Origin of the sequence: Roseovarius nanhaiticus, assembly GCF_900156535.1 — a bacterium.
Lineage (GTDB): Bacteria > Pseudomonadota > Alphaproteobacteria > Rhodobacterales > Rhodobacteraceae > Roseovarius > Roseovarius nanhaiticus.
Genome location: NZ_FTNV01000001.1, coordinates 308,719 through 333,126, shown reverse-complemented (window position 1 = coordinate 333,126; position 24,408 = coordinate 308,719). Strand labels below are relative to the sequence as shown.

Annotated in this window: 26 protein-coding genes; 21 read left to right on the top strand and 5 right to left on the bottom strand. The window is 63.3% G+C overall.

The genetic code is table 11. The annotated features are described in order from the left end of the window. Positions 1-107: 107 nt before the first annotated feature. The 5 genes from BW975_RS01640 to BW975_RS01620 all read left to right on the top strand — a co-directional run bounded on the left by BW975_RS01640 (position 108) and on the right by BW975_RS01620 (position 5,401). On the top strand, positions 108-1,016 hold the full coding sequence (locus BW975_RS01640; RefSeq protein WP_170846563.1) for a DMT family transporter: 909 nt from the start codon (positions 108-110) through the stop codon (positions 1,014-1,016). Between the two features lie 12 nt (positions 1,017-1,028). Further along, positions 1,029-2,522, top strand: a complete 1,494-nt coding sequence (locus BW975_RS01635) for a M81 family metallopeptidase (protein ID WP_170846564.1) — start codon at positions 1,029-1,031, stop codon at positions 2,520-2,522. A 43-nt stretch (positions 2,523-2,565) separates the two neighbouring features. Beyond that, positions 2,566-3,564 carry an acryloyl-CoA reductase gene (gene acuI / locus BW975_RS01630; protein ID WP_076530404.1) on the top strand — a complete coding sequence of 333 codons (999 nt, stop codon included), beginning with the start codon at positions 2,566-2,568 and terminating at the stop codon, positions 3,562-3,564. A 216-nt stretch (positions 3,565-3,780) separates the two neighbouring features. After that, a complete protein-coding gene (locus BW975_RS01625; RefSeq protein WP_076530402.1) occupies positions 3,781-4,122 on the top strand; it encodes a hypothetical protein in 342 nt (113 codons plus the stop codon). Continuing rightward, complete coding sequence (locus BW975_RS01620) at positions 4,025-5,401, top strand: DNA-packaging protein (RefSeq protein WP_170846565.1); 1,377 nt, start codon at positions 4,025-4,027, stop codon at positions 5,399-5,401. The genes BW975_RS01625 and BW975_RS01620 overlap by 98 nt, the downstream gene beginning before the upstream one ends. A 3-nt stretch (positions 5,402-5,404) precedes the next feature. Here the strand turns inward: BW975_RS01620 and BW975_RS01615 are convergent, their stop codons facing one another. Continuing rightward, positions 5,405-6,007: a dimethylsulfonioproprionate lyase family protein gene (locus tag BW975_RS01615; protein ID WP_076530400.1), complete on the bottom strand. Its 603-nt coding sequence runs from the start codon at positions 6,005-6,007 to the stop codon at positions 5,405-5,407. 199 nt (positions 6,008-6,206) lie between these two features. Between BW975_RS01615 and BW975_RS01610 the strand changes: the two genes are divergently transcribed. From BW975_RS01610 to cysE, 16 genes are all read left to right on the top strand, one after another. Next, positions 6,207-7,406: a phage portal protein gene (locus tag BW975_RS01610; protein ID WP_076533276.1), complete on the top strand. Its 1,200-nt coding sequence runs from the start codon at positions 6,207-6,209 to the stop codon at positions 7,404-7,406. Continuing rightward, positions 7,399-7,638, top strand: a complete 240-nt coding sequence (locus BW975_RS01605; RefSeq protein WP_076530399.1) for a GTA head formation protein, RCAP_rcc01685 family — start codon at positions 7,399-7,401, stop codon at positions 7,636-7,638. Before BW975_RS01610 ends, BW975_RS01605 begins: the two co-directional genes overlap by 8 nt. A gap of 21 nt (positions 7,639-7,659) precedes the next feature. Next, complete coding sequence (locus BW975_RS01600; RefSeq protein ID WP_076530397.1) at positions 7,660-8,211, top strand: HK97 family phage prohead protease; 552 nt, start codon at positions 7,660-7,662, stop codon at positions 8,209-8,211. A gap of 33 nt (positions 8,212-8,244) precedes the next feature. Continuing rightward, positions 8,245-9,435, top strand: coding sequence for a phage major capsid protein (locus BW975_RS01595; protein WP_083686942.1), 1,191 nt, complete (start codon positions 8,245-8,247; stop codon positions 9,433-9,435). 154 nt (positions 9,436-9,589) lie between these two features. Continuing rightward, a complete protein-coding gene (locus tag BW975_RS01590; RefSeq protein ID WP_076530395.1) occupies positions 9,590-10,189 on the top strand; it encodes a head-tail connector protein in 600 nt (199 codons plus the stop codon). Beyond that, positions 10,189-10,527, top strand: coding sequence for a head-tail adaptor protein (locus BW975_RS01585; RefSeq protein ID WP_076530393.1), 339 nt, complete (start codon positions 10,189-10,191; stop codon positions 10,525-10,527). Before BW975_RS01590 ends, BW975_RS01585 begins: the two co-directional genes overlap by 1 nt. Further along, positions 10,524-10,931: a DUF3168 domain-containing protein gene (locus BW975_RS01580; RefSeq protein ID WP_076530391.1), complete on the top strand. Its 408-nt coding sequence runs from the start codon at positions 10,524-10,526 to the stop codon at positions 10,929-10,931. Before BW975_RS01585 ends, BW975_RS01580 begins: the two co-directional genes overlap by 4 nt. A 24-nt stretch (positions 10,932-10,955) precedes the next feature. Next, the gene (locus tag BW975_RS01575) at positions 10,956-11,369 is read left to right on the top strand and encodes a phage major tail protein, TP901-1 family (RefSeq protein ID WP_076530389.1); all 414 of its coding nucleotides are present in this window, start codon (positions 10,956-10,958) and stop codon (positions 11,367-11,369) included. A 1-nt stretch (position 11,370) separates the two neighbouring features. After that, entirely contained in the window at positions 11,371-11,691 is a 321-nt protein-coding gene (locus BW975_RS01570; RefSeq protein ID WP_076530387.1) for a gene transfer agent family protein, read from the top strand. Next, positions 11,688-11,891, top strand: coding sequence for a rcc01693 family protein (locus tag BW975_RS01565; RefSeq protein WP_076530385.1), 204 nt, complete (start codon positions 11,688-11,690; stop codon positions 11,889-11,891). Before BW975_RS01570 ends, BW975_RS01565 begins: the two co-directional genes overlap by 4 nt. Continuing rightward, the gene (locus tag BW975_RS01560; RefSeq protein WP_076533272.1) at positions 11,884-12,546 is read left to right on the top strand and encodes a phage tail tape measure protein; all 663 of its coding nucleotides are present in this window, start codon (positions 11,884-11,886) and stop codon (positions 12,544-12,546) included. The genes BW975_RS01565 and BW975_RS01560 overlap by 8 nt, the downstream gene beginning before the upstream one ends. A 12-nt stretch (positions 12,547-12,558) precedes the next feature. Next, positions 12,559-13,191 (top strand): DUF2460 domain-containing protein, encoded by a 633-nt coding sequence (locus BW975_RS01555; protein ID WP_076530382.1) that lies wholly within the window; start codon positions 12,559-12,561, stop codon positions 13,189-13,191. Continuing rightward, positions 13,188-14,075, top strand: a complete 888-nt coding sequence (locus BW975_RS01550; protein ID WP_076530380.1) for a DUF2163 domain-containing protein — start codon at positions 13,188-13,190, stop codon at positions 14,073-14,075. The genes BW975_RS01555 and BW975_RS01550 overlap by 4 nt, the downstream gene beginning before the upstream one ends. Further along, positions 14,072-14,521 carry a C40 family peptidase gene (locus BW975_RS01545; protein ID WP_076530378.1) on the top strand — a complete coding sequence of 150 codons (450 nt, stop codon included), beginning with the start codon at positions 14,072-14,074 and terminating at the stop codon, positions 14,519-14,521. Before BW975_RS01550 ends, BW975_RS01545 begins: the two co-directional genes overlap by 4 nt. Then, positions 14,521-18,537, top strand: a complete 4,017-nt coding sequence (locus BW975_RS01540; protein ID WP_076530376.1) for a baseplate multidomain protein megatron — start codon at positions 14,521-14,523, stop codon at positions 18,535-18,537. The genes BW975_RS01545 and BW975_RS01540 overlap by 1 nt, the downstream gene beginning before the upstream one ends. 114 nt (positions 18,538-18,651) lie before the next feature. Continuing rightward, a complete protein-coding gene (cysE, locus tag BW975_RS01535) occupies positions 18,652-19,458 on the top strand; it encodes a serine O-acetyltransferase (RefSeq protein WP_076530374.1) in 807 nt (268 codons plus the stop codon). 72 nt (positions 19,459-19,530) lie between these two features. Here cysE and BW975_RS01530 read toward each other — a convergent pair whose 3' ends face one another. The 4 genes from BW975_RS01530 to pdhA all read right to left on the bottom strand — a co-directional run bounded on the left by BW975_RS01530 (position 19,531) and on the right by pdhA (position 24,393). After that, complete coding sequence (locus BW975_RS01530) at positions 19,531-20,436, bottom strand: porin family protein (protein ID WP_076530371.1); 906 nt, start codon at positions 20,434-20,436, stop codon at positions 19,531-19,533. Between the two features lie 210 nt (positions 20,437-20,646). Next, a complete protein-coding gene (locus BW975_RS01525) occupies positions 20,647-21,972 on the bottom strand; it encodes a pyruvate dehydrogenase complex dihydrolipoamide acetyltransferase (protein WP_076530369.1) in 1,326 nt (441 codons plus the stop codon). A gap of 12 nt (positions 21,973-21,984) precedes the next feature. Further along, positions 21,985-23,370: a pyruvate dehydrogenase complex E1 component subunit beta gene (locus tag BW975_RS01520; RefSeq protein ID WP_076530367.1), complete on the bottom strand. Its 1,386-nt coding sequence runs from the start codon at positions 23,368-23,370 to the stop codon at positions 21,985-21,987. A gap of 12 nt (positions 23,371-23,382) precedes the next feature. Then, positions 23,383-24,393 carry a pyruvate dehydrogenase (acetyl-transferring) E1 component subunit alpha gene (gene pdhA, locus BW975_RS01515; RefSeq protein WP_076530365.1) on the bottom strand — a complete coding sequence of 337 codons (1,011 nt, stop codon included), beginning with the start codon at positions 24,391-24,393 and terminating at the stop codon, positions 23,383-23,385. Positions 24,394-24,408 lie beyond the last annotated feature (15 nt).

Here is a 24,408-nt window from a genome sequence, read left to right as displayed (position 1 = left end):
GAGCCAAGGGCGCCGCGTGGCAACCAGTCGAAATTAAGCATTTTGCCATGGCACGGAGCGCGCGAGTATGGAAGGCTTTGGCCGGCACCGTTCCGAGGGGAGCTGACATGCAGCAGCGGCTGACGCCATTCGTCTTTGCCATGGTGGCGCTGGTCGGGCTGTTGTGGGGCCTGAACTGGCCCGCCGTCAAATTCATGCTGCGCGAGGTCCCGCCCCTGACCCTGCGCGCCGCGGGGTTCACTGGCGGAACTGTGGTGCTTTACATCGTGCTGCATGTGCTGGGCCACCGCCTGCGGCCTGCGCCGCGCGAGGCGGGGGCGATCGCCGTCGCGGGTGTTTTCGTCGTGTTCGGGTTCAACCTCTTGACGGCGATGGGCCAGATGCTGACCGACGCGTCGCGGGCGGCGATCATCGCCTACACGATGCCCGCGATCACCGCGATTCTGGCCTCAATCTTCCTGAGGGAGCGCCTGGGCTGGCGGCGCATTCTGGCAGTCATGATCGGGATGGCAGGATTGGCCGTGCTGGCATCCGTTGATCTGGGCGCGCTGATGGCGGCGCCTGCGGGTGCGCTCTTGATGCTGGGAGCGGCGCTGTCGTGGTCCATCGGAAATGTTCTGGTGCAGGCGCGCGTCTGGTCCCTGACGCCTTTGGCGCTGACCTTCTGGTTTTTCGTGGTGTCCACGGGTCTGGCATGGCCGCTTGCCCTCTGGCTGGAGCCGGAGGGCCTGCGACAGATGCCAAGCGGCGCAACGTGGGCGGTGTTTGCGTTTCATGTCGCGGGGCCAATGGCGACCTGTTACCTCCTTTGGAGCGTCCTTTTGCGGCGTCTGCCAGCGACGGTGGCTGCGATCTCGATCCTGACGGCGCCGGTGGTGGGGGTCCTTTCCGCCGTCTTGCTGTTGGGTGAGCCGGTGAGTTGGCAAAAGATCGTCGCGCTGGGCTTGATCGTGCTGTCGATCGCCATCACCCTTATCGCGCGGCCAACAGCCCCCGCCGCGCCCGATCCGGCCTGAAGGACAATTCCGATGCGCATCATCGCCGCCCGTTTCAATCACGAGACCAACACGTTTTCACCGGTGAAAACGCTCTTGGAAAGCTTTGCGCCCCTTTATGGAGAGGAGGCGCTGGCATTTGGCACAGGCTCGGCCACGGCATTCGGGGCGTTCGTGGATCACGCGTTGGCGCAGGATGCGGACCTGATCACGCCGCTTTGCGCCACTGCCGATCCCAGCGGCCCGGCGCCGCGCGATGCGTTCGAAGCGTTGGCGGCGCCCATCATCGCGGCAGTGCGTGATGGCTGCGACGCGATCCTTCTGGACCTTCACGGCGCCATGGTGGCCGAGGGCATCGACGATTGCGAGGGCGCGCTGCTGGCGCGGTTGCGCGAGGCGGCACCGGACGTGCCAATAGGTGTGGCGCTGGATCTGCATGGCAACGTAACCGAGCGGATGATCGCAAATTGCGACTGTATCGCCGGGTTCAAGACCTATCCCCATATCGATATGCGCGCGACCGGCGATCATGTGTTGCGGATGATGGATAAAATTCTGAGCGGGGCGCCGAAGCCGAATATGGCCATGGTGCATGCACCGATCCTGGCACAGACATTGAAAATGAATACCGAAGTGGCGGGCATCATGACGGATCTGATCGCGATGGCGCGTGAGGCCGAGGCGCAAGACGGCGTAGAGGCCGTGACGGTCTTTGGCGGCTTTCCCCTGTCGGACATAGCGGATGCCGGTGTTTCGGTGGTCGTGGTCGCCCAGAGCGCTGTAATGGCGCGGGCCGTGGCCGGGGATCTGGCCGCAGCGGCATGGCGCGGGCGCGAAGGATTCGTGTATCACGAGGAGCCGCTGAAGGCGTCGCTGGCCCGCGCGCGCAGCGCGGCGGAGGCGCCCGGAAACGGGCCTGTCCTGATGTTGGATCATGGGGATAACTGCATGTCGGGCGGCACCTGTGATACGGTCGGCGTATTGCAGGGCGCGCTTGCTGCGGGCATGGCAGGAATCGTTGCCGGGCCAATCTGCGATCCAGAAGTCGTCGCGCAAATGACCCGCGCGGGTGAGGGCAACGCCGTGACTGTGGAGCTGGGCAACAAGGTGCCGCTTCCAGGCTTTGCGCCGACGCGGCCCCTAGCATTGAGCGGGACGGTATCCTTTGCCAGGCCGGGCCGCTATGTGGTCAGCGGGCCGATCTATACCGGGCAGACCTGCGATATGGGGCGGGCTGCAGTACTGGAAGTGGAGGGCGCAACGGTGCTGGTGACCGAGCGGCCGCATGAGCCTTGGGATCTGGGCGTGTTCGCCTGCGCGGGTGTTGACCCCGTCGCAGCGCGCTACCTGATTTTGAAGTCGCGGATGTATTGCCGCCCGGTCTTTGAGCCGCTGAGCCGCGCGGTTGTTGAATGCGCAAGCGCGGGGATCACGAGCTCGAACCTTGGGCTGTTCGATTTCCAAAAAGTCGTGCGGCCCGTTTATCCGCTCGATCCGGAGATGGAATGGGCGCCACCCGGTAAGTGAAACAGAACAGCTTTTAGAAACATCACTGACAAGGAGACTTAAGATGACTTTCAATGCATTGCTTGTGACCAAGAACGAGGAGAGCGGCAAGACGAGTGCTGCCGTGACCGAAATTTCGGAGAGCGATCTGCCGGACGGGGAGGTAACAGTCGCGGTCGAATATTCGACGCTCAACTACAAGGACGGGCTCTGCATTGGGTCGGGCGGCGGGCTGGTCCGGAAATATCCGCATGTGCCAGGGATCGACTTCGCCGGAACGGTCGAGGCGTCTTCGGATGATCGCTACAAGGCTGGCGATAAGGTGGTTTTGACGGGCTGGCGCGTAGGCGAGGCGCATTGGGGCGGCTATGCACAGAAGGCGCGCGTCAAGGCAGACTGGCTGGTGCCGCTGCCGGATGGCCTGGATACGCGGCAGGCAATGGCCGTAGGCACGGCAGGGTTTACTGCGATGCTGGCGGTCATGGCGCTGGAGGATGCAGGTCTGAAACCCGGCACGGGCCCGGTTCTGGTGACCGGGGCCGCGGGCGGCGTGGGAAGTGTGGCTGTCGCGATCTTGGCGAAGCTGGGCTACGAGGTGGCTGCGGTGACCGGGCGGCCTGAGACCGGTGACTATCTCAAGGACTTGGGCGCCACGCAGATCGTGCCGCGCGACGAGCTGACCGAGGTCACCAAGAAGCCGCTGGAGGCCGAGCAATGGGCCGGCTGCATCGACGCGGTGGCGGGTGCGATGCTGGGCCGGGTTCTGAAACAGATGAAATACGGCACGTCCGTGGCGGCCATCGGGTTGGCGGGCGGCGCGCAGATTGATGGCGCTTTGATCACGCCGTTCATTCTGCGGGGCGTCAATCTTTTGGGGATAGACTCGGTCATGCAGCCTTACGCGCGCCGTGTGGAGGCGTGGAGGCGCATCGCGTCGGATCTGCCCATGGAGAAGTTGGAGGCGATGGTTGAACCCGCCACGCTGAGTGACCTGCCGGGGCTGGGCGGGGACATCCTGAAGGGTCAGGTGAAGGGCCGCGTCGTGGTGGATGTGAACGCATAACGCGGGCGCGACACCTTAACAAAGCGTAACGATACCGGGCGGTTAGGGCGACCTTGCCGCCCGATTTCGTTTGACTCTGCGCACGGTCTCGCCTATAGGTTGTGACATGCTGGAAGAGGTGGGCAAGCGGCCCCGGGGTAACGCCCCGGAGGTCGCTTTTTCATTTTGCGCGGGCGGTGGGGCAAGCAACGCAATCGCATGAGGCAGTGATCACGAATGAGTTTGAAAACACCTGAAGAGGGCCAATCGGCCCTGAGCGCGACCGTCACCACGTTGGAGCGTCAGTTGCGCGGCATGTGTGAGGATCTGGAAGCACTGTCAGACAAAGTCCGGGCAGAAGACTTTGAGGACATCAAGAATCGCAGCCGCATTCTGGGCGATATTCGCCAGTGGCTGAAAATGGCAATCGAAGCGGAGACACAACTTGAGCAACGCAAGAAGAAAGAGCAAGGGATCGTCAATGGATACGCCCTCGACATGGACGCCGCACGGGATTCGATCGGGTGCCGTCTGGATCGCCTCAGAAGGGCCGGATGTCCGGGACGCTTTCCTCGATGAGCTGAGCGAGGGGGAGCTGCTGGCGCTGCCCTATCTTTTCGAGTTCTGGGCGATGGACCATCAGTTGCCACCCGAGGGGAATTGGCGGTCCTGGGTGATCATGGGCGGTCGCGGTGCGGGGAAAACCCGCGCCGGGGCCGAGTGGGTGCGCAGCATGGTCGAGGGATCATCCCCGCTGGATGCCGGCGAGTGCCGGCGCCTGGCGCTGGTTGGCGAGACTGTTGCGCAAGTTCGGGACGTTATGGTCTTTGGTGAGAGCGGCATTCTTGCCTGCTCCCCGCCCGACCGTCGACCAGAGTGGCAAGCGAGCAAGGCGCGGCTGGTTTGGCCGAACGGCGCCATCGCGCAGGTGTTTTCAGCACATGAACCCGAGGGGCTGCGCGGGCCGCAATTCGATGGCGCCTGGGTGGATGAGATGGCCAAATGGAAGAAGGCGCAGGAGACATGGGACATGCTGCAGTTCGCGCTGCGACTTGGCGAGCGGCCCCGTGTCTGCGTCACGACCACCCCGCGCAACGTGGGCGTTCTCAAGGAGTTGTTGAAGGCGCCCTCGACCGTGGTGACGAGCGCGCCGACCGAGGCGAACCGCGCGTTTCTGGCGGAAAGCTTCCTCGATGAGGTGCGCACGCGCTATGCGGGGACGCGGCTGGGGCGGCAGGAGCTGGACGGGATCCTGATGGAGGATGCGGAGGGCGCGCTTTGGACCACATCGGCGCTGGAGGCGCTGCGAATCGATCTGGCGCCGGAGATGGACCGGATCGTCGTTGCGGTCGATCCGCCGGTGACAGGTGGCCCCAAGGCGGACGAGTGCGGGATCGTCGTGGTCGGCGCCGTCACGCGCGGGCCGGTGCAGGACTGGCGTGCCTTTGTTCTGGCGGATGAGAGCGTGACCGCCGCCAGCCCGGCGGCCTGGGCGGCGGCGGCCGTGCGCGCCATGCAGAGCTGGGGCGCCGAGCGGCTGGTTGCGGAGGTCAATCAGGGGGGCGAGATGGTGTCCGAAGTGATCCGGCAAATCGATCCTATGGTGCCCATCCGGGCCGTGCATGCCTCACGCGGCAAGGTGGCGCGGGCCGAGCCTATCGCGGCGCTTTACGAGCAGGGGCGCGTACATCACCTGCGCGGGCTGGGCGCGCTGGAGGATCAGATGTGCGCGATGACCGTGCAGGGCTATGAGGGCAAGGGCAGCCCTGACCGCGTCGATGCCTTGGTCTGGGCGCTGCACGAGCTGATGATCGAGCCGGCCGCGAAATGGCGCCATCCGCGTGTGCGGGTGGTGTGACGTCTACGCGCCGTGCGGCGCGGCCCACAGAGCCCAGAAGGCGAATAGTGGCGCCGCGCCGGACTGCATGGCGTGCAGGATGCCGGGTGGATTGTAGAGCGTGCCTCCGATCCCCGGCGTGATCCAATGACCCTGACCTTGCATGAAGTCACCCTCGCTGAGGACGAGATATGTCTCCTCGGGCGGATGATCGTGATCGGGGTAACGGATATTCGGCGCGACGAGCGAGACGCCGATCCAGACATCAGTTCGCCGTTCGGCGCCGCCGGGGCCAACGATCATGGCGTTCGCATGCTCTTCTGCGAAGTTCGGACTGGCATTGGTGCAATCACCGCTGCGCGGGCGCCATGTCAAGGATGGCTCAAGTGCCCGGAAAGCCTCGATCAGCTTTCGCAAGGAAGGATCGGCGAAGGTTTCAGGATCTGTCGCCTGCGCAAGATATTTACAGGCGGGCCGGCGCGCGCCCGGAGCGTCACTGATGTCACCAGCCGTGTCGAGCGCTTCGAAAATGCGCTGGATGGAAGCCAGGCCGCGTGGATCGCGCACCTGATTGGCGAAGGCTGTGTGAGCCGCGCCAAGAAAGGTCTGGAGAGATTCGGATCGCATATGTGGCCCCCCCTTTTAGAGGCAACGTAGCGGCGCGCAAAAGGCCGCGCCAGTGCCTGCGCGGCTTTTAGAGAGAACGAAGCGGGGGCGCGCGGTCACGTTCAGATTTCTTAAACCTTTAAGACAATGATGCCTTCAACAGCGGATGAAAGGCCACGGCGCCTTTGGCCCCTCACGGCAGATCAAGGAGAAGCGGCAGATGATCATGGACTTCTTTCGGCAAGGTGCGGCGCAGCAGTCGCCCAGCGCCCCCGAAGCCAAGGCAAGCGCGGCGGGCCGTGTTATGGCCTGGCACGGTGCGAACCGCGTGGCGTGGAGCGCACGAGACAGCGGGACGCTGACCCGTCAGGGCTTTGCATCCAATCCGGTGGGATTTCGCTGCGTCAAGATGATCGCCGAGGCGGCGGCGTCCCTGCCCCTGGTTTTGCAGGATGCCGAACAGCGTTTTGCCGTGCATCCGATGCTGAACCTGATGCGCAGCCCAAATCCGGCGCAGGGGCGCGCCGAGCTGCTGGAGGCGCTGTATGGTCAGCTGCTGCTGACCGGCAACGCCTATGTCGAGGCCGTGGGCGATGCGGAAGGCGCGCCGGTTGAGTTGCATGTGCTGCGCTCGGACCGGATGAGCGTGGTGCCGGGCAGTGATGGCTGGCCGGTGGCGTATGAATACGCGGTGGCGGGCCGCAAGCATCGGTTCGATGTGAGCCAGGGCCATCCTGCGGTCTGCCATATCAAGAGCTTTCATCCGCAGGACGATCACTATGGTCTGTCGCCGATGCAGGCGGCGGCGCAGGCGGTGGATGTGCATAACAGCGCCTCGCGCTGGTCCAAGGCTCTACTCGACAACGCGGCGCGTCCTTCGGGGGCGATTGTTTATCGCGGCGCCGAAGGGCAAGGCGCGCTGAGCAATGATCAATATCAGCGCCTGGTCGATGAGATGGAGAGCCATCATCAGGGCGCGCGCAATGCGGGGCGGCCCATGTTGCTGGAAGGCGGGCTGGACTGGAAGCCGATGGGGTTTTCGCCCTCTGATATGGAATTCCAGAAAACCAAGGAGAGCGCCGCGCGCGAGATCGCTTTGGCCTTCGGCGTGCCGCCCATGCTGCTGGGGGTGCCGGGCGATGCCACCTATTCCAACTATCAGGAGGCGAACCGCGCATTTTTCCGTCTGACGGTACTGCCGCTGGCCAGCCGCGTCGCGGCGAGCCTGTCGGACTGGCTGAGCGGGTTTGACGGCGCGATCATGGAGCTGAAGCCCGATCTGGACCAGGTGCCGGCGCTGGCCGCCGAGCGCGATGCGCAATGGGCGCGCGTGGCCGGCGCAGATTTCCTGACGGATGCGGAAAAGCGCAGTCTGTTGGGCCTGCCGGCCCTGCCAGAGCCGGGAGGCACGGATGGATGATGAGCGCAGGCCCGAGCGCTACGGCTTTGAGGCGTTCGACTGTGCGCCCGCGCTGCGGCTGGAGGCGAACGAGCGGATTGCGGTGCTGAAATTCCAGGCCATCGCCGAAAAGCAAAAACGGCTGGAAGAGGCGATGGAGCGGCTGGAGCGGCGGCTGTGGCTGGCGGTTTACGGGATCGCGGGGGCGATTGTTGCGCAGGCGCTGCAACCCCTGCTGGTGGGACTGCCCTGAGGTTTTGAAAGGATGAGGTTTATGGACATTGATACGGGGCTGGAGCGCAAATTCGCGCAATTCGATACCGATCTGACCGTCAAGGATGGCGTCGGTATCGAAGGCTATGCCAGCTATTTCGGCGATGCCGATCAGGGCGGCGACGTGGTGATGCGGGGCGCCTATGCCAAGTCGCTGGCACGCCTAGGGGCCGAGCGGCGGCAGGTCAAGATGCTGTGGCAGCATGACCCGGCGCAGCCCATCGGCATCTGGGACGAGGTGCGCGAGGATGCGCGCGGTCTTTATGTCAAAGGCCGACTTCTGGAGGCCGTGGGCCGAGGCCGCGAGGCAGCCGCGCTGATCGGTGCGGGCGCCATCGACGGGCTGAGCATTGGGTATCGCACGGTGCGCGCATCGAAGAACGACAAGGGCCAAAGGCTCTTGCAGGAACTGGAGCTGTGGGAAGTGTCGCTGGTGACATTCCCCATGCTTCCCAGTGCGCGGATCGGCGCCAAGGGCGACGCTCTTGGCGATGATCTGAGCGAGTTGGCGGCGGTCCTGGAGGACGCGCGCCGGGAGTTGGCGCGCATCTAGCGCCGGGACGAGCGGAAACAAAAGGATCGAAGAATGAGTGAAACCGGAATTTCCGGTGCCGGGAAAGGTGTGTCCGACGGGCACACGCCGGTGACCGAGGTGAAGTCCGCGATGGCGGGCTTTGTCAGCGAGTTGAAGGGCTTTCAGTCCGACATCGAAGATCGACTGCAACAACAAGAAGAGAAGATGACCATGATGGAACGCAAATCCTTCGTCCCCGCACGTCCGGTTCTGGCGGGCGGCGATCACGGCCCTGCCCCGCATCAGAAGGCGTTCAATGCCTATCTGCGCTCGGGCGACGATGACGGACTGCGCGGCCTCGAGCTGGAAGGCAAGGCGCTGGGCACGTCGATTGCCGGTGATGGCGGCTACCTTGTGGATCCGCAGACCGCCAGCACGATTAAGTCGACGCTGAGCGCGACCGCGTCGATCCGCGCGATCGCCAATGTCGTCGCCGTGGAAGCGACCAGCTTTGACGTGCTGATCGATCATGGCGACGTTGGCCACGGCTGGGCCACCGAGACGGCCGGCATGACCGAGACGGCGACGCCCGGTATCGACCGCATCACGATTCCGCTGCACGAGCTGAGCGCGCTGCCCAAAGCATCGCAGCGTCTGCTGGACGATTCTGCCTTCGATATCGAGGGCTGGCTGGCGGGCCGCATCGCCGACAAGTTCGCCCGCGCCGAGGCGGCGGCCTTTGTCATGGGCAATGGCGTGGACAAGCCCACCGGCTTTCTGACCAAGCCGTCGGTCGACAACGACGTCTGGACCTGGGGCAACCTTGGTTATGTGCCGACTGGCGCGGATGGCGATTTTGACGGCGCCGATGCGGTGATCGATCTGGTCTATGCGCTGGGTGCCGAGTACCGCGCCAATGCGAGCTTCGTCATGAACTCCAAAACCGCCGGCACGCTGCGCAAGATGAAGGATGCGGATGGCCGCTTCCTGTGGTCGGACGGCTTGGCCGCGGGCGAGCCTGCGCGCCTTCTGGGCTACCGTGTGCTGATTGCCGAGGACATGCCCGACATCGCCTCGGGCTCCATGTCCGTCGCATTCGGTGATTTCGGCGCGGGTTACACCGTGGCCGAGCGTCCGGACCTGCGCGTGTTGCGTGACCCCTTCAGCGCCAAGCCGCATGTCCTTTTCTACGCGACCAAGCGCGTCGGCGGCGATGTAAGCGACTACGCCGCGATCAAGCTGCTGAAATTCGCGACCTCGTAAAAAAGGCGCGGATCGGGCGGGGGAGTTTGCCCCCGCCCGGGGCGCGCGCCGCCCAAGACTTGATGCGTTGTCCAGCTGCTCCCCTCCGTCCGAGCAACGCTGGGTGTCGCGCGCCTGAACCACCGGAGGAATCCGGCACTATCGGAGTTGTTCCATGATGTTGATTGAAGAAACCGCCGTGCCGGAGGCCGCCCTGCCAATAGAGCAGTTCAAGGCGCATTTGCGGCTGGGCACCGGCTTTGCCGATGATGATATCCAGGATGCGGTTTTGCAGAGCTTCCTGCGGGCGGCCATCGCCTCGATCGAGGCGCGCACGGGCAAGGTGCTGATCGAGCGCGTCTTCTCTTGGGAGCTGGTGGCCTGGCGCACCGGCTATGGTCAGGCCCTGCCAGTGGCGCCTGTGAAAGCCATCGAAGAGGTCGTGCTGCGCCATATGTCCGGCAGCGAGGAGGCGGCCGATCCGGTGCATTACCGGCTGGAGAGGGATACCCATCGTCCACGCCTCGTGCCGCTGGGCACGGTGCTGCCTCCGGTGCCTTCGGGCGGTGCGGTGATCGTGCGGTTTCGCGCAGGCTTTGGTGCCCTATGGGGCGATCTGCCTGCGGATCTGGGCCAGGCGGTGCTGCTGCTGGCCGCACATTACTATGAATACCGCGCCGACACGGCGCTGGGCGGCGGCTGCATGCCTTTCGGCGTGACCAGCCTGATCGAGCGCTATCGCACGGTGCGCCTGCTGGGTGGAGGCGCTGTCTGATGGCCGAGATCAAGCTGAACCGATGCCTCGTGCTGGAGGCGCCCGAGCGGGCTCCCGACGGGGCGGGCGGATATGCCGAGACGTGGCGCCAAGTCGGCGAAATCTGGGCCGATATCGCTGCGCGCACCGGGCGCGAAACGGTGGATGGCGAGGCCCAGATGTCGAGCGCGGGCTACAGGATCACGGTGCGCGCGGCGCCTCATGGTGCGCCTTCGCGCCCCAAGCCCGAGCAACGGCTGCGCAGTGGCAGCCGCGTTTTCAACATCACGGCAGTGACGGAGCGTGACCCGCTGGGCCGCTACCTGACCTGCTACGCGACCGAGGAGGTGGCAGTATGAGCTATGGCGGATCTGCGGCGCTGCAATCGGCCGTCTATGGCCAGCTGATGGGCGATCCCGACCTGTCGGCGCTGGTGGGCGGAGCAATCTACGACGCGCCCCCGGCAGGCACGTTACCGCCCCTTTACGTGACGCTCGGCCCCGAGGATGTGCGCGACCGCTCGGACGCCACGGGGGGCGGCGCCTGGCACCGCTTTACCGTGTCGGTGATGAGCGATGCGGCGGGCTTTGCAGCAGCCAAAGCCGCAGCGGCGGCGGTCAGCGATGCGCTGAGCGATGCGGAGCTGAGCCTCGATCGCGGTCATTTGGCGGGCCTTCATTTCTATCGGGCGCGAGCGCGGCGCGATGGCGCGCTGCGGCGCATCGACCTGACCTTTCGCGCCCGCATTTCGGACGCGGCTTAACCACTACAATCGGAGACGAGACACATGGCAGTTCAGAACGGAAAAGACCTTTTGATCAAGGTCGACCTGACCGGAGACGGCAATTTCGAATCGGTGGCGGGGCTGCGCGCGACGCGCATCAGCTTCAACGCCGAGAGCGTGGACGTGACCAGCCTCGAGAGTGCGGGCGGCTGGCGTGAGCTACTTTCCGGTGCAGGCGTCAAATCGGCGGCGATCAGCGGCTCGGGCATCTTTCGCGATGCGGATTCGGACGAACGAACGCGGCAGATCTTTTTCGACGGCGAGACACCCGGCTTTCAGGTGGTGATCCCCGATTTCGGCATCGTCGAGGGGCCGTTTCAGGTGACGTCGATCGAGTATTCGGGAACGCATGATGGCGAGGCGACCTACGAGCTATCGCTGGCTTCGGCGGGCCGCCTGATCTTTACGGCGATCTGAGATGGCGAACCCTTGGGCAGGCGAGGTGGCTCTGATCATCGACGGTGAGCGGCGGGTGCTGAAGCTGACCTTGGGTGCGCTCGCCGAGTTGGAGGCCGGGCTGTCGGCAGGTTCCCTGGTGGAGTTGGTCGAGCGGTTTGAGGCGGGTGCGTTTTCTACCCGTGACGTACTGGCGCTGATTGTTGCGGGCTTGCGCGGCGGTGGCTGGACCGGGTCCGAGCGCGACTTGATCGCGGCCGATATCGACGGCGGGCCGCTGGCGGCGGCCCGCGCGGCGGCAGAATTGCTGGCGCGGGCATTTACGCTGCCCGAGGACCGATGAGCGGTTTCGACTGGCCCGCGCTGATGCAGGCGGGCCTGCGCGATCTTGGCCTGAAGCCTGCGGAATTCTGGGCGCTGACCCCCGCCGAGCTGCGCGTGATGCTGGGCGAGGCGCAGGGAAATGCGCCACTGGCGCGCGGGAGGTTGGACGCTTTGATGCAAGCCTATCCCGATTTGCGAGGAGCGAATGATGATGGATGAACGAGAAGATTTCGGCGCGCTGGACGCGCAGATCGAGGCGCTGGACGGCTCGCTGGGGGCCGCGACAAACATGGCCGCCGCCTTTAACGCCGAGCTGGCACGGGTGCGCGGCACGTTCGAGCGGACCGGTCAGGATGTGGCAATGCTGGACCGCGGGATCAGCCGGGGTCTGAGCCGGGCGATCAAGGGCGCGGTGGTGGATGGTGACAGCCTTTCGGCGTCGCTTCGCACTTTGGCCACTTCAATGATCAACACCGCGTTCAACGCGGCGGTGAAGCCGGTGAGCGACCATGTGGGGGGCCTGCTGTCGAGCGGGGTGGGTAGCATCTTCTCGGGGCTTATGCCGTTCGAGAAGGGCGGCAGTTTTGCCCAAGGCCGCGTTCAGCCGTTTGCCACGGGTGGCATCGTAAGCGGGCCTGTGACCTTCCCCATGCGCGGCGGCACGGGCCTGATGGGCGAGGCGGGGCCCGAGGCTATCATGCCGCTGGCGCGCGGGCCCGACGGCAAGCTGGGCGTGCGCGGCGGCGGGGGCGGCGGGGCGGTGAATGTGGTGATGAACATCTCGACGCCCGATTCCGAGGGATTTCGCCGTAGCCAGGGACAGATCGCCGCGCAGCTGAGCCGCGCCATCGGGCGCGGTCAGCGCAATCGGTAAGGGAGCAGAGTCATGGGTTTTCACGAAGTAAGATTCCCCGCCAATCTGAGTTTCGGCTCGATCGGCGGACCGGAGCGTCTGACGGATGTCGTGACGCTGGCCAACGGGTTCGAAGAGCGTAACACGCCTTGGCAGCATTCGCGTCGCCGCTATGACGCTGGCATCGCGATGCGCGGCCTTGACGATATCGAAACGCTGATCGCGTTTTTCGAAGCGCGGCGTGGGCAGATCCACGGATTTCGGTGGAAGGACTGGGCCGACTACAAGTCGGGTGCAGCGTTGATCGAGCCCAGCTACGACGATCAGGTGATTGCCATCGGAGACGACGTTACTCCCACTTTCCAGCTGACCAAGACCTACCGCTCTGGCGTCCATGACTACGCGCGGCCCGTGACCAAGCCGGTGCGCGGATCTGTTCGCATCGGGCTGGGCGGGGACGAGCAGCAGGAGGCGGTGCATTACACTGTGGATTACACAACAGGCATCGTCACGTTTCTGCATCCGCCTAACGCAGGCGATGCCGTGACGGCCGGGTTCGAGTTCGACGTGCCTGTACGCTTTGACACCGATCGCATCATGGTCAGCGTCGCCAGCTTTCAGGCCGGAGACGCGCCCAATGTGCCAGTGGTGGAGATCCGGGTATGAGCGGGATGAACGCAGGCCTGGAGGCCCATCTGAAAAGCGGCATTACGACGACCTGCCGTGCCTGGGCGCTGACGCGCAAGGACGGTGTTGTGCTGGGCTTTACCGACCATGACGGGCCACTGGAGTTTGGCGGCGTGACCTTTCGCGCCGATACCGGACTAAGCGCCTTGGCGATACAGCAGACGACGGGCCTTTCGGTGGACAATACCGAGGCGCTGGGCGCGCTGAGCGATGCGTCGATCCGCGAAGAGGATATTGAGGCCGGCCGTTATGACGGCGCCGAGATTTCCGCATGGCTGGTAAATTGGCAGGACGTGGCGCAGCGGCAGTTGCAATTTCGCGGCACCATCGGTGAATTGCGCCGTTCCGGCGGGGCTTTCGAGGCGGAACTGCGCGGACTGACAGAGGCGCTGAACCGGCCCTTGGGACGGGTCTATCAAAAGCCATGCTCTGCCGTACTGGGGGATCGCGATTGCAGGTTTGACATGAACGCCGCGGGGTATTCGACTGAACGTCTGGCACGGATCATAGAGGACCGCCGCATTTTTCGCTTCGACGCTTTCGGCGGATTCGATTCTGGTTGGTTTCAGCATGGCCGTTTGAGCGTTCTGGGCGGGGCTGCCACCGGGCTCCATGGCCTTATCAAGAAGGATGTCTCTACCAACGCCGAACGCGTGATTGAGCTGTGGCATCCCTTGCGCGCCGATGTGGGCACGGACGACCTGCTGCGTCTCGATGCGGGGTGCGACAAGCGGGCCGTGACCTGCCGCCTGAAATTCCAGAATTTCTACAATTTCCAAGGCTTTCCGGACATTCCCGGTGATGATTGGTCGATCAGCGATCCAGCACGATCAAGCGCCCTCAACGGGGGGAGCAGACGATGAGCAATACATTGGGCCACGAGATCACCGCAGCCGCGCGCGGCTGGATCGGCACGCCTTATCTGCATCAGGCGTCCTGCAAAGGCGCTGGCACAGATTGCCTGGGTCTGCTGCGCGGCGTGTGGCGCGAGGTGCTGGGGCGTGAACCCGAGGCCCCGCCCGCCTATTCAATGGACTGGTCCGAGCCTGCGCGGATCGAAGTACTGTGGCAGGCCGCGCAGAGGCACCTTCAACCCAAGCTTCCAGACTGCGAGGCCCCAGGTGACGTGATTCTCTTTCGCATGCGCGATGGGGCGGTTGCCAAGCATCTGGGCATCGCCGGACGCATCGGCGCGGATGCGTCCTTCATTCACGCGTATTCCGGCCATTCGGTGGTCGAAAGCCCGCTTAGCCTGCCTTGGCGGCGGCGCATCGTGGCGCGATTCACATTTCCCGAGGAGCATGCCTGATGGCGACCATTCTATTATCTGCCGCGGGTGCGGCACTGGGCGGCTCGATGGGCGGGACTGTCCTGGGCCTCTCCATGGCTGCGGCCGGGCGTTTTGCCGGTGGCATCATAGGACGCTCTATCGACCAGCGGCTGCTGGGCCAAGGTTCGGACGTGGTGGAGACGGGGCGGACCAGTCGCTTGCGTTTGACCGGCTCAGGCGAGGGGGACGCGATCGCGCAGGTTTATGGGCGTATGCGGGTCGCCGGGCAGGTCATCTGGGCGACCGAATTCCGCGAAGAAGTTAACGTGACGGGCGGGGGCGGCAAGGGTGCGCCCAGCGCGCCCAAGACACGGCAGTTCAGCTATTCCGTCAGCCTCGCCCTTGCGCTTTGCGAGGGTGAGATCAGCCATGTCGGGCGGATCTGGGCCGACGGTGGTGAGATCGCGCGAGATTCGCTGGCGATGCGGGTTTACACCGGCAGTCAAGATCAGCTTCCGGATCCGCGCATCGAGGCAGTCGAAGGCGCAGGAACAGTGCCAGCCTATCGGGGCACGGCATATGTCGTAATCGAGGATTTGGAGCTGGGACAATTCGGCAACCGCGTTCCGCAGTTTACCTTTGAAGTGACGCGCCCTTCGCAATCGAATGAGGAAAGTGCCGATCTGGACCCCGCGCGCGCGGTGCGCGCGGTTGCCATGCTGCCAGGCAGCGGCGAGTACGCCTTGGCTACGTCGCCCGTCACGATGAATTTTGGTGCAGGCGCCTCGGCATTGGCGAACGTCAATACGCCATCGGGCAAGGCCGATTTCAGCACCTCGCTGGACGCGCTTAAGGGCGAGTTGCCGGTATGCAGCAGCGCATCTTTGGTCGTCAGCTGGTTCGGTGACGACCTGCGCTGCGGCATGTGCAGCCTGCGACCCAAGGTGGAGCAGAAAGAATATGACGCGCGCAACATGCCGTGGACTGTCGCTGGTTTGAGGCGCGGGACCGCGCAGGTTGTTCCGCAGACTGGGGGCGGCAATCCCATTTATGGCGGCACCCCCGCCGATGCCGCCGTATTGGAGGCTATCGAAGCTCTGAAGAATGCAGGGCAGGAGGTGATGTTCTATCCGTTTATTCTGATGGATCAAGTCGCCGGGAATGACCTGCCCGATCCCTACAGCGGCGAGGAGGGCCAGCCATCTCTTCCGTGGCGAGGCCGTATCACGCTGTCATTGGCACCCGACTTGCCGGGAACCCCCGATGGCACAGCAGAAGCGGATGCGCAGATTGCAGCATTTTTCGGCACGGCGAGTGCCGCTGATTTTAGTCTGAATCCGCCAGCGCCCAGTGCGCCTACAGGCCCGCGTGAGTCGAGAGAGAATGATAATTTTGACCTTCTGTCGCTGCTGCCCCCGACCGCTACGGACGCGGTCTATTACAGCGGCCCTGATGAATGGGGCTATCGCCGGTTTATCCTGCATTATGCAGCGCTTTGTGCCAAGGCGGGCGGCGTCGAGAGCTTCTGTATCGGATCGGAAATGCGCGGCCTGACACAGCTGCGTGGGGCTGACGGCCGTTTCGCAGCGGTCGAAGCTTTGATCGATCTGGCGGCAGAGGTGCGCCAGATTCTCGGGCCTGACGTCAAGATCAGCTATGCGGCGGATTGGTCCGAATATTTTGGATACCAACCACAAGACGGCAGCGGGGACCGGTATTTTCATCTCGATCCTCTTTGGGCGGACGCGAATATCGATTTTATCGGTATCGACAATTACATGCCACTGTCGGATTGGCGCGATGGACAGGATCACGCGGATGCCAGTTGGGGCTCGATCTACGCATTGGACTACCTCAAGGCAAATGTCGAAGGCGGCGAGGGGTATGACTGGTTCTATCACTCGCCCGAGGCACGGGACGCCCAAATCCGTACGCCGATTACGGACGAGGCCTACGGCGAGCCTTGGGTTTGGCGCTACAAGGACATTCGCAACTGGTGGCAGAACGCGCATCACGACCGGGTCGATGGCTTGCGGGTGGAACAGCCCAGCCCTTGGATACCCACGTCAAAGCCAATCCGCTTTACCGAGATCGGGTGCGCCGCGATCGACAAGGGGACGAACGAGCCGAACAAGTTCGTCGATGTGAAATCATCCGAGTCTGCCTTGCCGCGATTCTCGAACGGGCAGCGCGACGACCTGATCCAGCGCCAGTACCTGCGCGCACTGCGCAGTTATTGGACCAATCCGGCAAATAATCCGGTGTCCGAGGAATATGACGCGCCCATGATCGACATCGACAGAGCCTATGTCTGGGCCTGGGATGCGCGCCCGTTCCCTTATTTTCCCAATAATCGCAGCCTGTGGGAGGACGGCCGAAACTACGCGCGCGGGCATTGGATTACGGGGCGGACTGCCGCGCGATCGCTTGCGTCCATCGTGCAGGAAATAACGAAGCGCGCTGGCGCGCGGCATGTCGATACGTCGCAACTTTACGGCTATGTGAGCGGCTATTCGATTGATCAAGTCAGCGAAGCGCGGGCGGCGTTGCAGCCCTTGATGCTGCGATACGGCTTCGACGCGATCGAGCGGGACGGCGTATTACGGTTTCGCATGCGCGACGGCCTGGCAGATGCCCAGATCGGAATGGACGATCTGGTCCGGGACGGCGAGAGCGCAACGACATTAGAGGAAACGCGGGCCGGATCCGCTGAAATCGCGGGGCGTGTGCGATTGAGGTTTGTTGAGGCAGACAGCGATTTCGACGTGGTAGCCGAAGAAGCGGTGCTGCCAGACGACGTCACGCATGCGGTGTCGACCTCGGAGGTACCGTTGGCCATGACGCGAGCCGAGGGCCGGGCCGTCACGGAACGGTGGCTGTCGGAGGCGCGCGTGTCCATTGATACCGTACGGCTGACGCTGCCGCCATCCATGCTGTCGCTGGGGGCCGGTGATGTGATCGGACTAAGCGAGGCCGGTGGCAAGGGTCTCTTCCGGATTGACCGGGTCGAGCAGATGGGAAATGCACAGCGGATCGACGGCGTGCGCATTGAGCCCGAAAGCTATCGACCCATCGACATCGAGGAAACACCGCCTGCCGTTCGACCCTTCGTGCCGCCGGTACCGGTCCTGCCGCTCTTCCTCGATTTGCCGCTGATGACCGGGCAGGAGGATCCGGTAGCGCCGCATCTGGCCGTCACCGCGCAGCCTTGGCCAGGGCCAGCCGCACTTTACGCTTCCGGGAGCGACTCAAACTATCAACTCAACCGCCGAATCGAGGCGCGCTCGAGCATCGGGGTTTTGGAAACGGCGCTGAACTCAGGATATCCCGGTATGATCGACCGAGGGGACGGCGTGACCGTGCGCATGCTCTCTGGTCGGCTGGAAAGCGTCGATACCGACGCAATACTTGGGGGCGCCAACCTTTGCGCCATCGGGGATGGCAGCGTCGATGGCTGGGAGTTAATGCAATTCCGAGATGCGGTGCTAGTCGGGCCGGATACCTATTTTCTCACCTATCGCCTGCGCGGACAGTTAGGCACTGAAGCGCTGGCCGCGACGCCATGGCCGGCGGGCAGCTATCTGGTGATGATGAACGGGATCCCCGGACAGATAGAGCTGGCGGATGGCTTACGCCGGAGGGCGCAGCATTACAGGGTAGGTCCTGCCGGGCGTGCGGTCGATGATCCGTCCTATCAGCACGCGGTTATTGCCTTCGAGGGACTGGGGCTGCGACCCTACAGCCCGGTTCATCTGCGCGCGCGCACAACTGCGGAGGGCAGCACGGACATCAGCTGGATCCGGCGCACGCGGATTGACGGGGATCGCTGGGATACGCCGGAAGTGCCGCTGGGCGAAGAAAGTGAAAGCTACCTCATCCGGGTTTCCCAAGGAGGCGCAATCCTGCGTGAGCAGTCTACGACAGAGCCCTCATGGTGTTACGAGGCGGCGCAAAAGGCCACCGACGGTGTTGCAGGGGTGTACGATATCGAGGTGGCTCAGGTCTCGGCCAAGTTCGGTCCCGGTCTCTTTGCAAAGATGGCTGTGACGGACTGACAACATCGCGGGCGCAATAGGTGATGCGCGCCGGTCATGGGCGCCATCACCACTTTGCATTTTGCCATCATGTCGCGCGTGCTATATTCAGCCCCATACAGAAGGAGCCACGCTATGGGCAAATCGCACGCACAGCTGAACAATTGCGATCCGGTATGGCACCAGATCGCGGACGAGGCCGAGGCTGCGGTCCAGAACGAGCCGCTGATGGGGGGCATGGTGCATTCCAGCATCTTACACCACAAGTCGCTGGAATCTGCGCTGGCTTATCGCACGTCCATGAAGCTGGCTTCGAACGAAATGCCTGAACAGATCCTGCGCGAAATATGCGATCGCGCCTATCGGCAGGATCCTGACATCGGCATCGCGGCGCGGGCGGATATCGTGGCTGTTTTTGACCGTGACCCTGCTTGTGATCGCTACATTCTGCCTCTGCTTTTCTTCAAGGGGTTTCAGGCAATCCAGGCGCACCGGATTGCCCATCAGCTATGGCAGGAGGGGCGGCGCGATATGGCGCGGTTTTTCCAGATGCGGGTATCCGAGGTGTTCGGCGTCGATATTCATCCCGCGGCCAGGATCGGTAAGGGGATTATGATCGACCACGCCCATAGCATCGTCATCGGCGAGACGGCGGTGGTTGGTGACAACGTCTCGATGCTTCACTCCGTGACGCTGGGCGGTACCGGCAAGGATGACGAGGACCGCCACCCGAAAATTGGCGATGGCGTGCTGATCGGTGCGGGTGCCAAGGTTCTGGGCAATATCAAGATCGGCCATTGCAGCCGTATCGCCGCTGGTTCTGTCGTGCTGGAGGAAGTGCCACCTTGCAAAACCGTGGCGGGCGTGCCCGCCAAGATCGTCGGCGAGGCGGGATGTGATCAGCCTTCGGTGCGCATGGACCAGCTGCTGGGTGTTCGCTGAAAGCCAGGCGTAATGAGCTGTAAAGAGCACCGGCCCATATGGACCGGTGCTCATTTTGCTTAAGCCGCATGCTTAAAACACGTTGTCAAAAAGGGTCGAAAGCGCGTTGTGGCGCGGTGTCATGATGCTGTCGGCAAGGCTGTTAAGGGGTGCCGCGCTGCGGCGCTCGCCCAGCGGGATTGTCACGCCGAGCCGGACCGTGTCGACATCTGTGTCGGCGCCCACGCCCGCATCCAGCGTGGTCCGGGCCAATTCCAGGGACATCTGCGCCGGCACATTCGAAATCTGGCTGAGATCATAGCCGACGCCGATTCCGAAAGATGTCGCATCGACATTGGCCGCGTCGAAATCGACCCGGCTGATGCCGCCGAACCCGATGACGCCAGCCCCGAAATCATGGCTGGCGCCGATGCCGATACTGCTGAGATCGCTGCCGCCGACAGCGCTGTCGATGTCACTCAGCTGCCAATGCCCTGCAATTCGCGTCCGCTCGGTCGGAGTGTAAGAGACGTTCAGGCCATAATCCGTCCAGTCAGAGACCCCGCCAAGACCAGCGCCCGACACATCGGTCCAACCGATATTGGTTCCAAGCTGGAGCAAAGGCCCGTCATATCCACCCATCAGGCCGTAAGAAGTCGTATCGGCGCTACCGGTCAGAAGGCCGTTCCCGCTCAGATCGGTGTAGTCCAGATACCCACCAAAGACGGCGCCGCTATAAAGCCGGTAGGACAGGTCCGCGCCCAGATCTTTCAGGCTGATATCGCCGCCGCCGCCATCGGGATCGACGTGGGCAAAACCACCCGTCATGCCCAGCGCGAGGCCATTGAGAAAGTCGATCTCGCCCGCGCCGTCCAGGGTATAGGCGTTCATATCGGCGCCTCCGTTCGAGACCGATGAATGCGCATAGCCCAGCGTGGCCGCACCCGAAATCTGCTGCGACATCGCCGCGCCCGGCAGTGCGACAAGCGCACACGCCATCAATTTACTCTTGGAAAGAGTCATTCCGCTCACCTCATGTAGTTTTTTATTGATTATCAGTGACTGAATCACAGCAGGGGCCTGGCCCGCAAGGGTTTTCTCGAATGCTAGGCAGTCGGTGACCCTGCAAAAGCACAGTGATCCTCGCACCCTTCGACAAAAAAACGCGCCTTAGGGGCGCGTTTTTCTCTTGCAGACTGTCTGTGGCAATCAGGCCAGCATGACCATCGGGTTTTCGAGGTTCTCGACGATATGCTTGAGCAGCTCAGCCCCCATCGCGCCGTCGATCACCCGGTGATCGACGCTGAGCGTGACGGACATGACCGTTGCGATCGACAGCTCGTCATCCTTGCCGACGACGGGCTTTTTCACACCCGCGCCCACAGCCAAGATCGCGCCATGCGGCGGGTTAATGACCGCGTCGAAATTATCAATGCCCATCATGCCGAGGTTTGAGATTGCGAAACTACCACCCTGATATTCATGCGGGGCCAGCTTGCGGTCGCGTGCGCGGCTGGCCAGATCCTTCATCTCGGTCGACAGCGACGAGAGCGACTTCATATCCGCATCCTTGAGAACGGGAGTAAAGAGCCCGCCTTCGATGGCCACGGCGACCGCCACGTCCGACGGCCTCAGTTGCAGCACGCGGTCCCCGGCCCAGACGGCATTGGCCGCCGGAACGGATTGAAGCGCCAGCGCGCAGGCCTTGATGATGAAGTCATTCACCGACAGCTTTACGCCGCGCCCTTCGAGTTGCTTGTTAAGCTCGCCCCGAAACTTGAGCAGCGCATCCAGGCGGATGTCGCGGCGCAGGTAGAAATGCGGAACGGTCTGCTTGGCCTCGGTCAGGCGTGCGGCGATCGTCTTGCGCATACCGTCCAGCTTGACCTCGGTATACTCGCGGCCCTCGTAGATCTTGGCGATGGCATCGGCAGATTGGCCTGCCGGAGCAGGTTTGGTCGCGGCGGGGGCACCAACGGCATCCGCCTCGGCGGCATCGGCCTTCTTGGCGGGCTTGGCCGTTGCGTTTTCCACGTCCGCCTTGACGATGCGCCCATGCGGGCCCGAGCCGTCAATCTGGCTAAGGTCGAGACCCTTGTCGGCGGCGATGCGCCGCGCGAGGGGCGAGGCAAAGATACGCTCGCCATCGGCGTTTTTGGGTGCAGCGGGCGCCTCGGCGGCCTCGGCAGGAGCACTGTTCTCCGAGGGTGCCTTGTCTTCCGACTTAGGCGCCTCTTTGGGCTCCTCTTTTGCGGGCGCGCTTCCGCCCTCCTTGATGTCGTCTGCGGTTTCGCCTTCTTCCAGCAGAACGGCGATGGCGGTGTTCACCTTGACGCCTTCGGTTCCGGCCTCGATCAGGATCTTGCCGATTGTGCCTTCATCCACGGCCTCGAATTCCATCGTGGCCTTGTCCGTCTCGATCTCGGCCAGAAGGTCGCCGGAATTGACCGTATCGCCCTCCTTGACCAGCCATTTCGCCAATGTGCCTTCTTCCATTGTCGGAGAGAGGGCGGGCATCAGAATTTCTGTCGGCATCGCTCTGTCTCCTTACCGGTAGGTCACTTTATGCACCGCGTCCAAGACCTCTTTGGTCGAGGTCAGCGCCAGCTTTTCGAGGTTGGCCGCATAGGGCATGGGCACGTCCTTGCCGAGGCAATTGATGATCGGCGCGTCGAGGTAGTCGAAGGCACGCTCCATGATCACAGCCGACAGGTGGTTGCCTATGGACGCCACCGGGAAGCCCTCTTCGACGGTCACGCAGCGGTTTGTTTTCTGAACCGAGGCAATGACGGTGTCGTAGTCGATGGGGCGCAGGGTGCGCAGGTCGATCACCTCGGCAGAAATACCGTCCTCTGCCAGCTTTTCGGCGGCCTCCATCGCATAGGTCATGCCAATGCCAAAGCTGACGATGGTCACATCATCGCCCTCGCGCCAGATGCGCGCCTTACCGAAGGGAACGGTGTAATCCTCCATGACCGGCACATCGAAGGACTTGCCGTAGAGGATCTCGTTTTCCAAGAAGACAACCGGGTTCGGATCGCGGATCGCGGTTTTCAGGAGGCCCTTTGCGTCGGACGCCGAATAGGGCTGCACCACCTTGAGGCCGGGGATATGGGCGTACCACGCCGCATAATCCTGACTGTGCTGTGCGCCCACGCGGGCGGCGGCGCCGTTGGGGCCACGGAAGACGATGGGACAGCCCATCTGCCCGCCGGACATATAGAGCGTCTTGGCCGCCGAGTTGATGATCTGGTCGATCGCCTGCATGGCAAAGTTCCAGGTCATGAATTCGACAATGGGCTTCAACCCCCCAAAGGCCGCGCCGACGCCGATCCCGGCAAAGCCATGCTCGGTGATGGGGGTGTCGATCACGCGCTTGGCGCCGAATTCCTGCAGAAGGTTCTGGGTGATCTTGTAGGCGCCCTGATATTCAGCCACCTCCTCGCCCATGATAAAGACCTCCTTGTCGCGGCGCATCTCCTCGGCCATCGCCTCGTTCAGCGCCTCGCGGACGGTCTGCTTTTTCGTCTCGGTGCCTTCGGGCCAATCGGGCGTGCGGTCCGGCTGAGGCGCCTTGGCTTGCGCGGGCACGGCCTTGGGCGCGTCGGATTTGGGCGCTGCGGCCTCATCCTTGGCCTCTTCCTTGGGGGCCTCGGCCTTGGCGTCCGTGTCGATATCGTCGGCGCTTTCGCCTTCCTCCAGCAGGACGGCAATTGCGGTGTTAACCTTGACGCCCTCGGTGCCGGCGTCGATCAGGATCTTGCCAATGGTGCCCTCATCGACGGCCTCAAACTCCATCGTGGCCTTGTCGGTCTCGATCTCGGCCAGAATGTCGCCGGAGGACACGGTGTCGCCCTCTTTGACCAGCCATTTGGCAAGCGTGCCCTCTTCCATCGTGGGGCTGAGGGCGGGCATGAGAATTTCTGTCGGCATATGCGTGGCTCCTCAGGCTTTCTGCGGGATTTCGGCGGCGTAGACATCGGTCCACAGCTCAGCCTCATCCGGCTCTGGGCTTTCCTTGGCGAACTCAGCCGAGGCGTTGACGATCTTCTTGATTTCCTTGTCGATGGATTTCAGATCCTCCTCGGTCGCGTGCTTGCCGGTCAGCAGCAAATCGCGGACATGCTCGATGCAGTCCTTTTCGTCGCGCATCTTGTTCACCTCGTCGCGGGTCCGGTACTTGGCCGGGTCCGACATCGAGTGACCACGATAGCGGTATGTCTTGATTTCCAGAATATAGGGGCCTTTGCCCGAACGGCAGTGCGCCACCGCCTTCTCGCCCGCTTCCTTCACGGCCAGCACATCCATGCCATCGACCGCCTCGCCGGGGATGCCGAACGCCTCGCCGCGCTTGTAAAGCTCGGGGCTGGACGTCGAGCGCTTTTGCGCCGTGCCCATCGCATACTGGTTGTTCTCGATCACGAAAATGCAGGGCAGATCCCACAGCTTGGCCATGTTGAACGTCTCATAGACCTGGCCCTGGTTCGCCGCACCGTCACCGAAATAGGTAAAGGTCACGCGGTCGTTCTCGCGGTATTTGTCCGAAAACGCGAGGCCCGCGCCCAAGGGCACGTTTGCGCCCACGATGCCGTGGCCGCCGTAGAAATGCTTTTCCTTGGAAAACATGTGCATCGAGCCGCCCTTGCCGCGGCTATAGCCACCCTCGCGGCCCGTCAGCTCGGCCATGACGCCGTTGGGGTCCATCCCGCAGGCCAGCATATGACCGTGATCGCGATAGGTGGTGATGCGCTTGTCGCCTTCCTCGGCCGCGGCCTCGAGGCCAACGACGACGGCCTCTTGCCCGATATAGAGATGGCAGAAACCGCCAATCAGGCCCATCCCGTAGAGTTGTCCCGCCTTTTCCTCGAATCGACGGATCAGCAGCATGTCGTGATAATACGCCTTCAGCTCGTCGGCCGAAGCGTTTGATTTGCTTGCTTTCTTCTGGGCAGCCATTGGCATGTGTCCCCT

What these genes read in the sequence shown, in the direction of transcription:
- BW975_RS01610 (WP_076533276.1), top strand. Translation starts at nt 6,207, where the DNA reads ATGATCATGGACTTCTTTCGGCAAGGTGCGGCGCAGCAGTCGCCCAGC.
- BW975_RS01555 (WP_076530382.1), top strand. Translation starts at nt 12,559, where the DNA reads ATGGGTTTTCACGAAGTAAGATTCCCCGCCAATCTGAGTTTCGGCTCG.
- BW975_RS01640 (WP_170846563.1), top strand. Translation starts at nt 108, where the DNA reads ATGCAGCAGCGGCTGACGCCATTCGTCTTTGCCATGGTGGCGCTGGTC.
- BW975_RS01595 (WP_083686942.1), top strand. Translation starts at nt 8,245, where the DNA reads ATGAGTGAAACCGGAATTTCCGGTGCCGGGAAAGGTGTGTCCGACGGG.
- BW975_RS01520 (WP_076530367.1), bottom strand. Translation starts at nt 23,370, where the DNA reads ATGCCGACAGAAATTCTCATGCCCGCCCTCAGCCCCACGATGGAAGAG.
- BW975_RS01590 (WP_076530395.1), top strand. Translation starts at nt 9,590, where the DNA reads ATGATGTTGATTGAAGAAACCGCCGTGCCGGAGGCCGCCCTGCCAATA.
- BW975_RS01570 (WP_076530387.1), top strand. Translation starts at nt 11,371, where the DNA reads ATGGCGAACCCTTGGGCAGGCGAGGTGGCTCTGATCATCGACGGTGAG.
- BW975_RS01550 (WP_076530380.1), top strand. Translation starts at nt 13,188, where the DNA reads ATGAGCGGGATGAACGCAGGCCTGGAGGCCCATCTGAAAAGCGGCATT.
- BW975_RS01545 (WP_076530378.1), top strand. Translation starts at nt 14,072, where the DNA reads ATGAGCAATACATTGGGCCACGAGATCACCGCAGCCGCGCGCGGCTGG.
- BW975_RS01530 (WP_076530371.1), bottom strand. Translation starts at nt 20,436, where the DNA reads ATGGCGTGTGCGCTTGTCGCACTGCCGGGCGCGGCGATGTCGCAGCAG.
- BW975_RS01525 (WP_076530369.1), bottom strand. Translation starts at nt 21,972, where the DNA reads ATGCCGACAGAAATTCTGATGCCCGCCCTCTCTCCGACAATGGAAGAA.
- BW975_RS01560 (WP_076533272.1), top strand. Translation starts at nt 11,884, where the DNA reads ATGGATGAACGAGAAGATTTCGGCGCGCTGGACGCGCAGATCGAGGCG.
- BW975_RS01540 (WP_076530376.1), top strand. Translation starts at nt 14,521, where the DNA reads ATGGCGACCATTCTATTATCTGCCGCGGGTGCGGCACTGGGCGGCTCG.
- BW975_RS01580 (WP_076530391.1), top strand. Translation starts at nt 10,524, where the DNA reads ATGAGCTATGGCGGATCTGCGGCGCTGCAATCGGCCGTCTATGGCCAG.
- BW975_RS01615 (WP_076530400.1), bottom strand. Translation starts at nt 6,007, where the DNA reads ATGCGATCCGAATCTCTCCAGACCTTTCTTGGCGCGGCTCACACAGCC.
- BW975_RS01620 (WP_170846565.1), top strand. Translation starts at nt 4,025, where the DNA reads ATGGATACGCCCTCGACATGGACGCCGCACGGGATTCGATCGGGTGCC.
- BW975_RS01565 (WP_076530385.1), top strand. Translation starts at nt 11,688, where the DNA reads ATGAGCGGTTTCGACTGGCCCGCGCTGATGCAGGCGGGCCTGCGCGAT.
- pdhA (WP_076530365.1), bottom strand. Translation starts at nt 24,393, where the DNA reads ATGGCTGCCCAGAAGAAAGCAAGCAAATCAAACGCTTCGGCCGACGAG.
- BW975_RS01600 (WP_076530397.1), top strand. Translation starts at nt 7,660, where the DNA reads ATGGACATTGATACGGGGCTGGAGCGCAAATTCGCGCAATTCGATACC.
- acuI (WP_076530404.1), top strand. Translation starts at nt 2,566, where the DNA reads ATGACTTTCAATGCATTGCTTGTGACCAAGAACGAGGAGAGCGGCAAG.
- cysE (WP_076530374.1), top strand. Translation starts at nt 18,652, where the DNA reads ATGGGCAAATCGCACGCACAGCTGAACAATTGCGATCCGGTATGGCAC.
- BW975_RS01635 (WP_170846564.1), top strand. Translation starts at nt 1,029, where the DNA reads ATGCGCATCATCGCCGCCCGTTTCAATCACGAGACCAACACGTTTTCA.
- BW975_RS01575 (WP_076530389.1), top strand. Translation starts at nt 10,956, where the DNA reads ATGGCAGTTCAGAACGGAAAAGACCTTTTGATCAAGGTCGACCTGACC.
- BW975_RS01605 (WP_076530399.1), top strand. Translation starts at nt 7,399, where the DNA reads ATGGATGATGAGCGCAGGCCCGAGCGCTACGGCTTTGAGGCGTTCGAC.
- BW975_RS01625 (WP_076530402.1), top strand. Translation starts at nt 3,781, where the DNA reads ATGAGTTTGAAAACACCTGAAGAGGGCCAATCGGCCCTGAGCGCGACC.
- BW975_RS01585 (WP_076530393.1), top strand. Translation starts at nt 10,189, where the DNA reads ATGGCCGAGATCAAGCTGAACCGATGCCTCGTGCTGGAGGCGCCCGAG.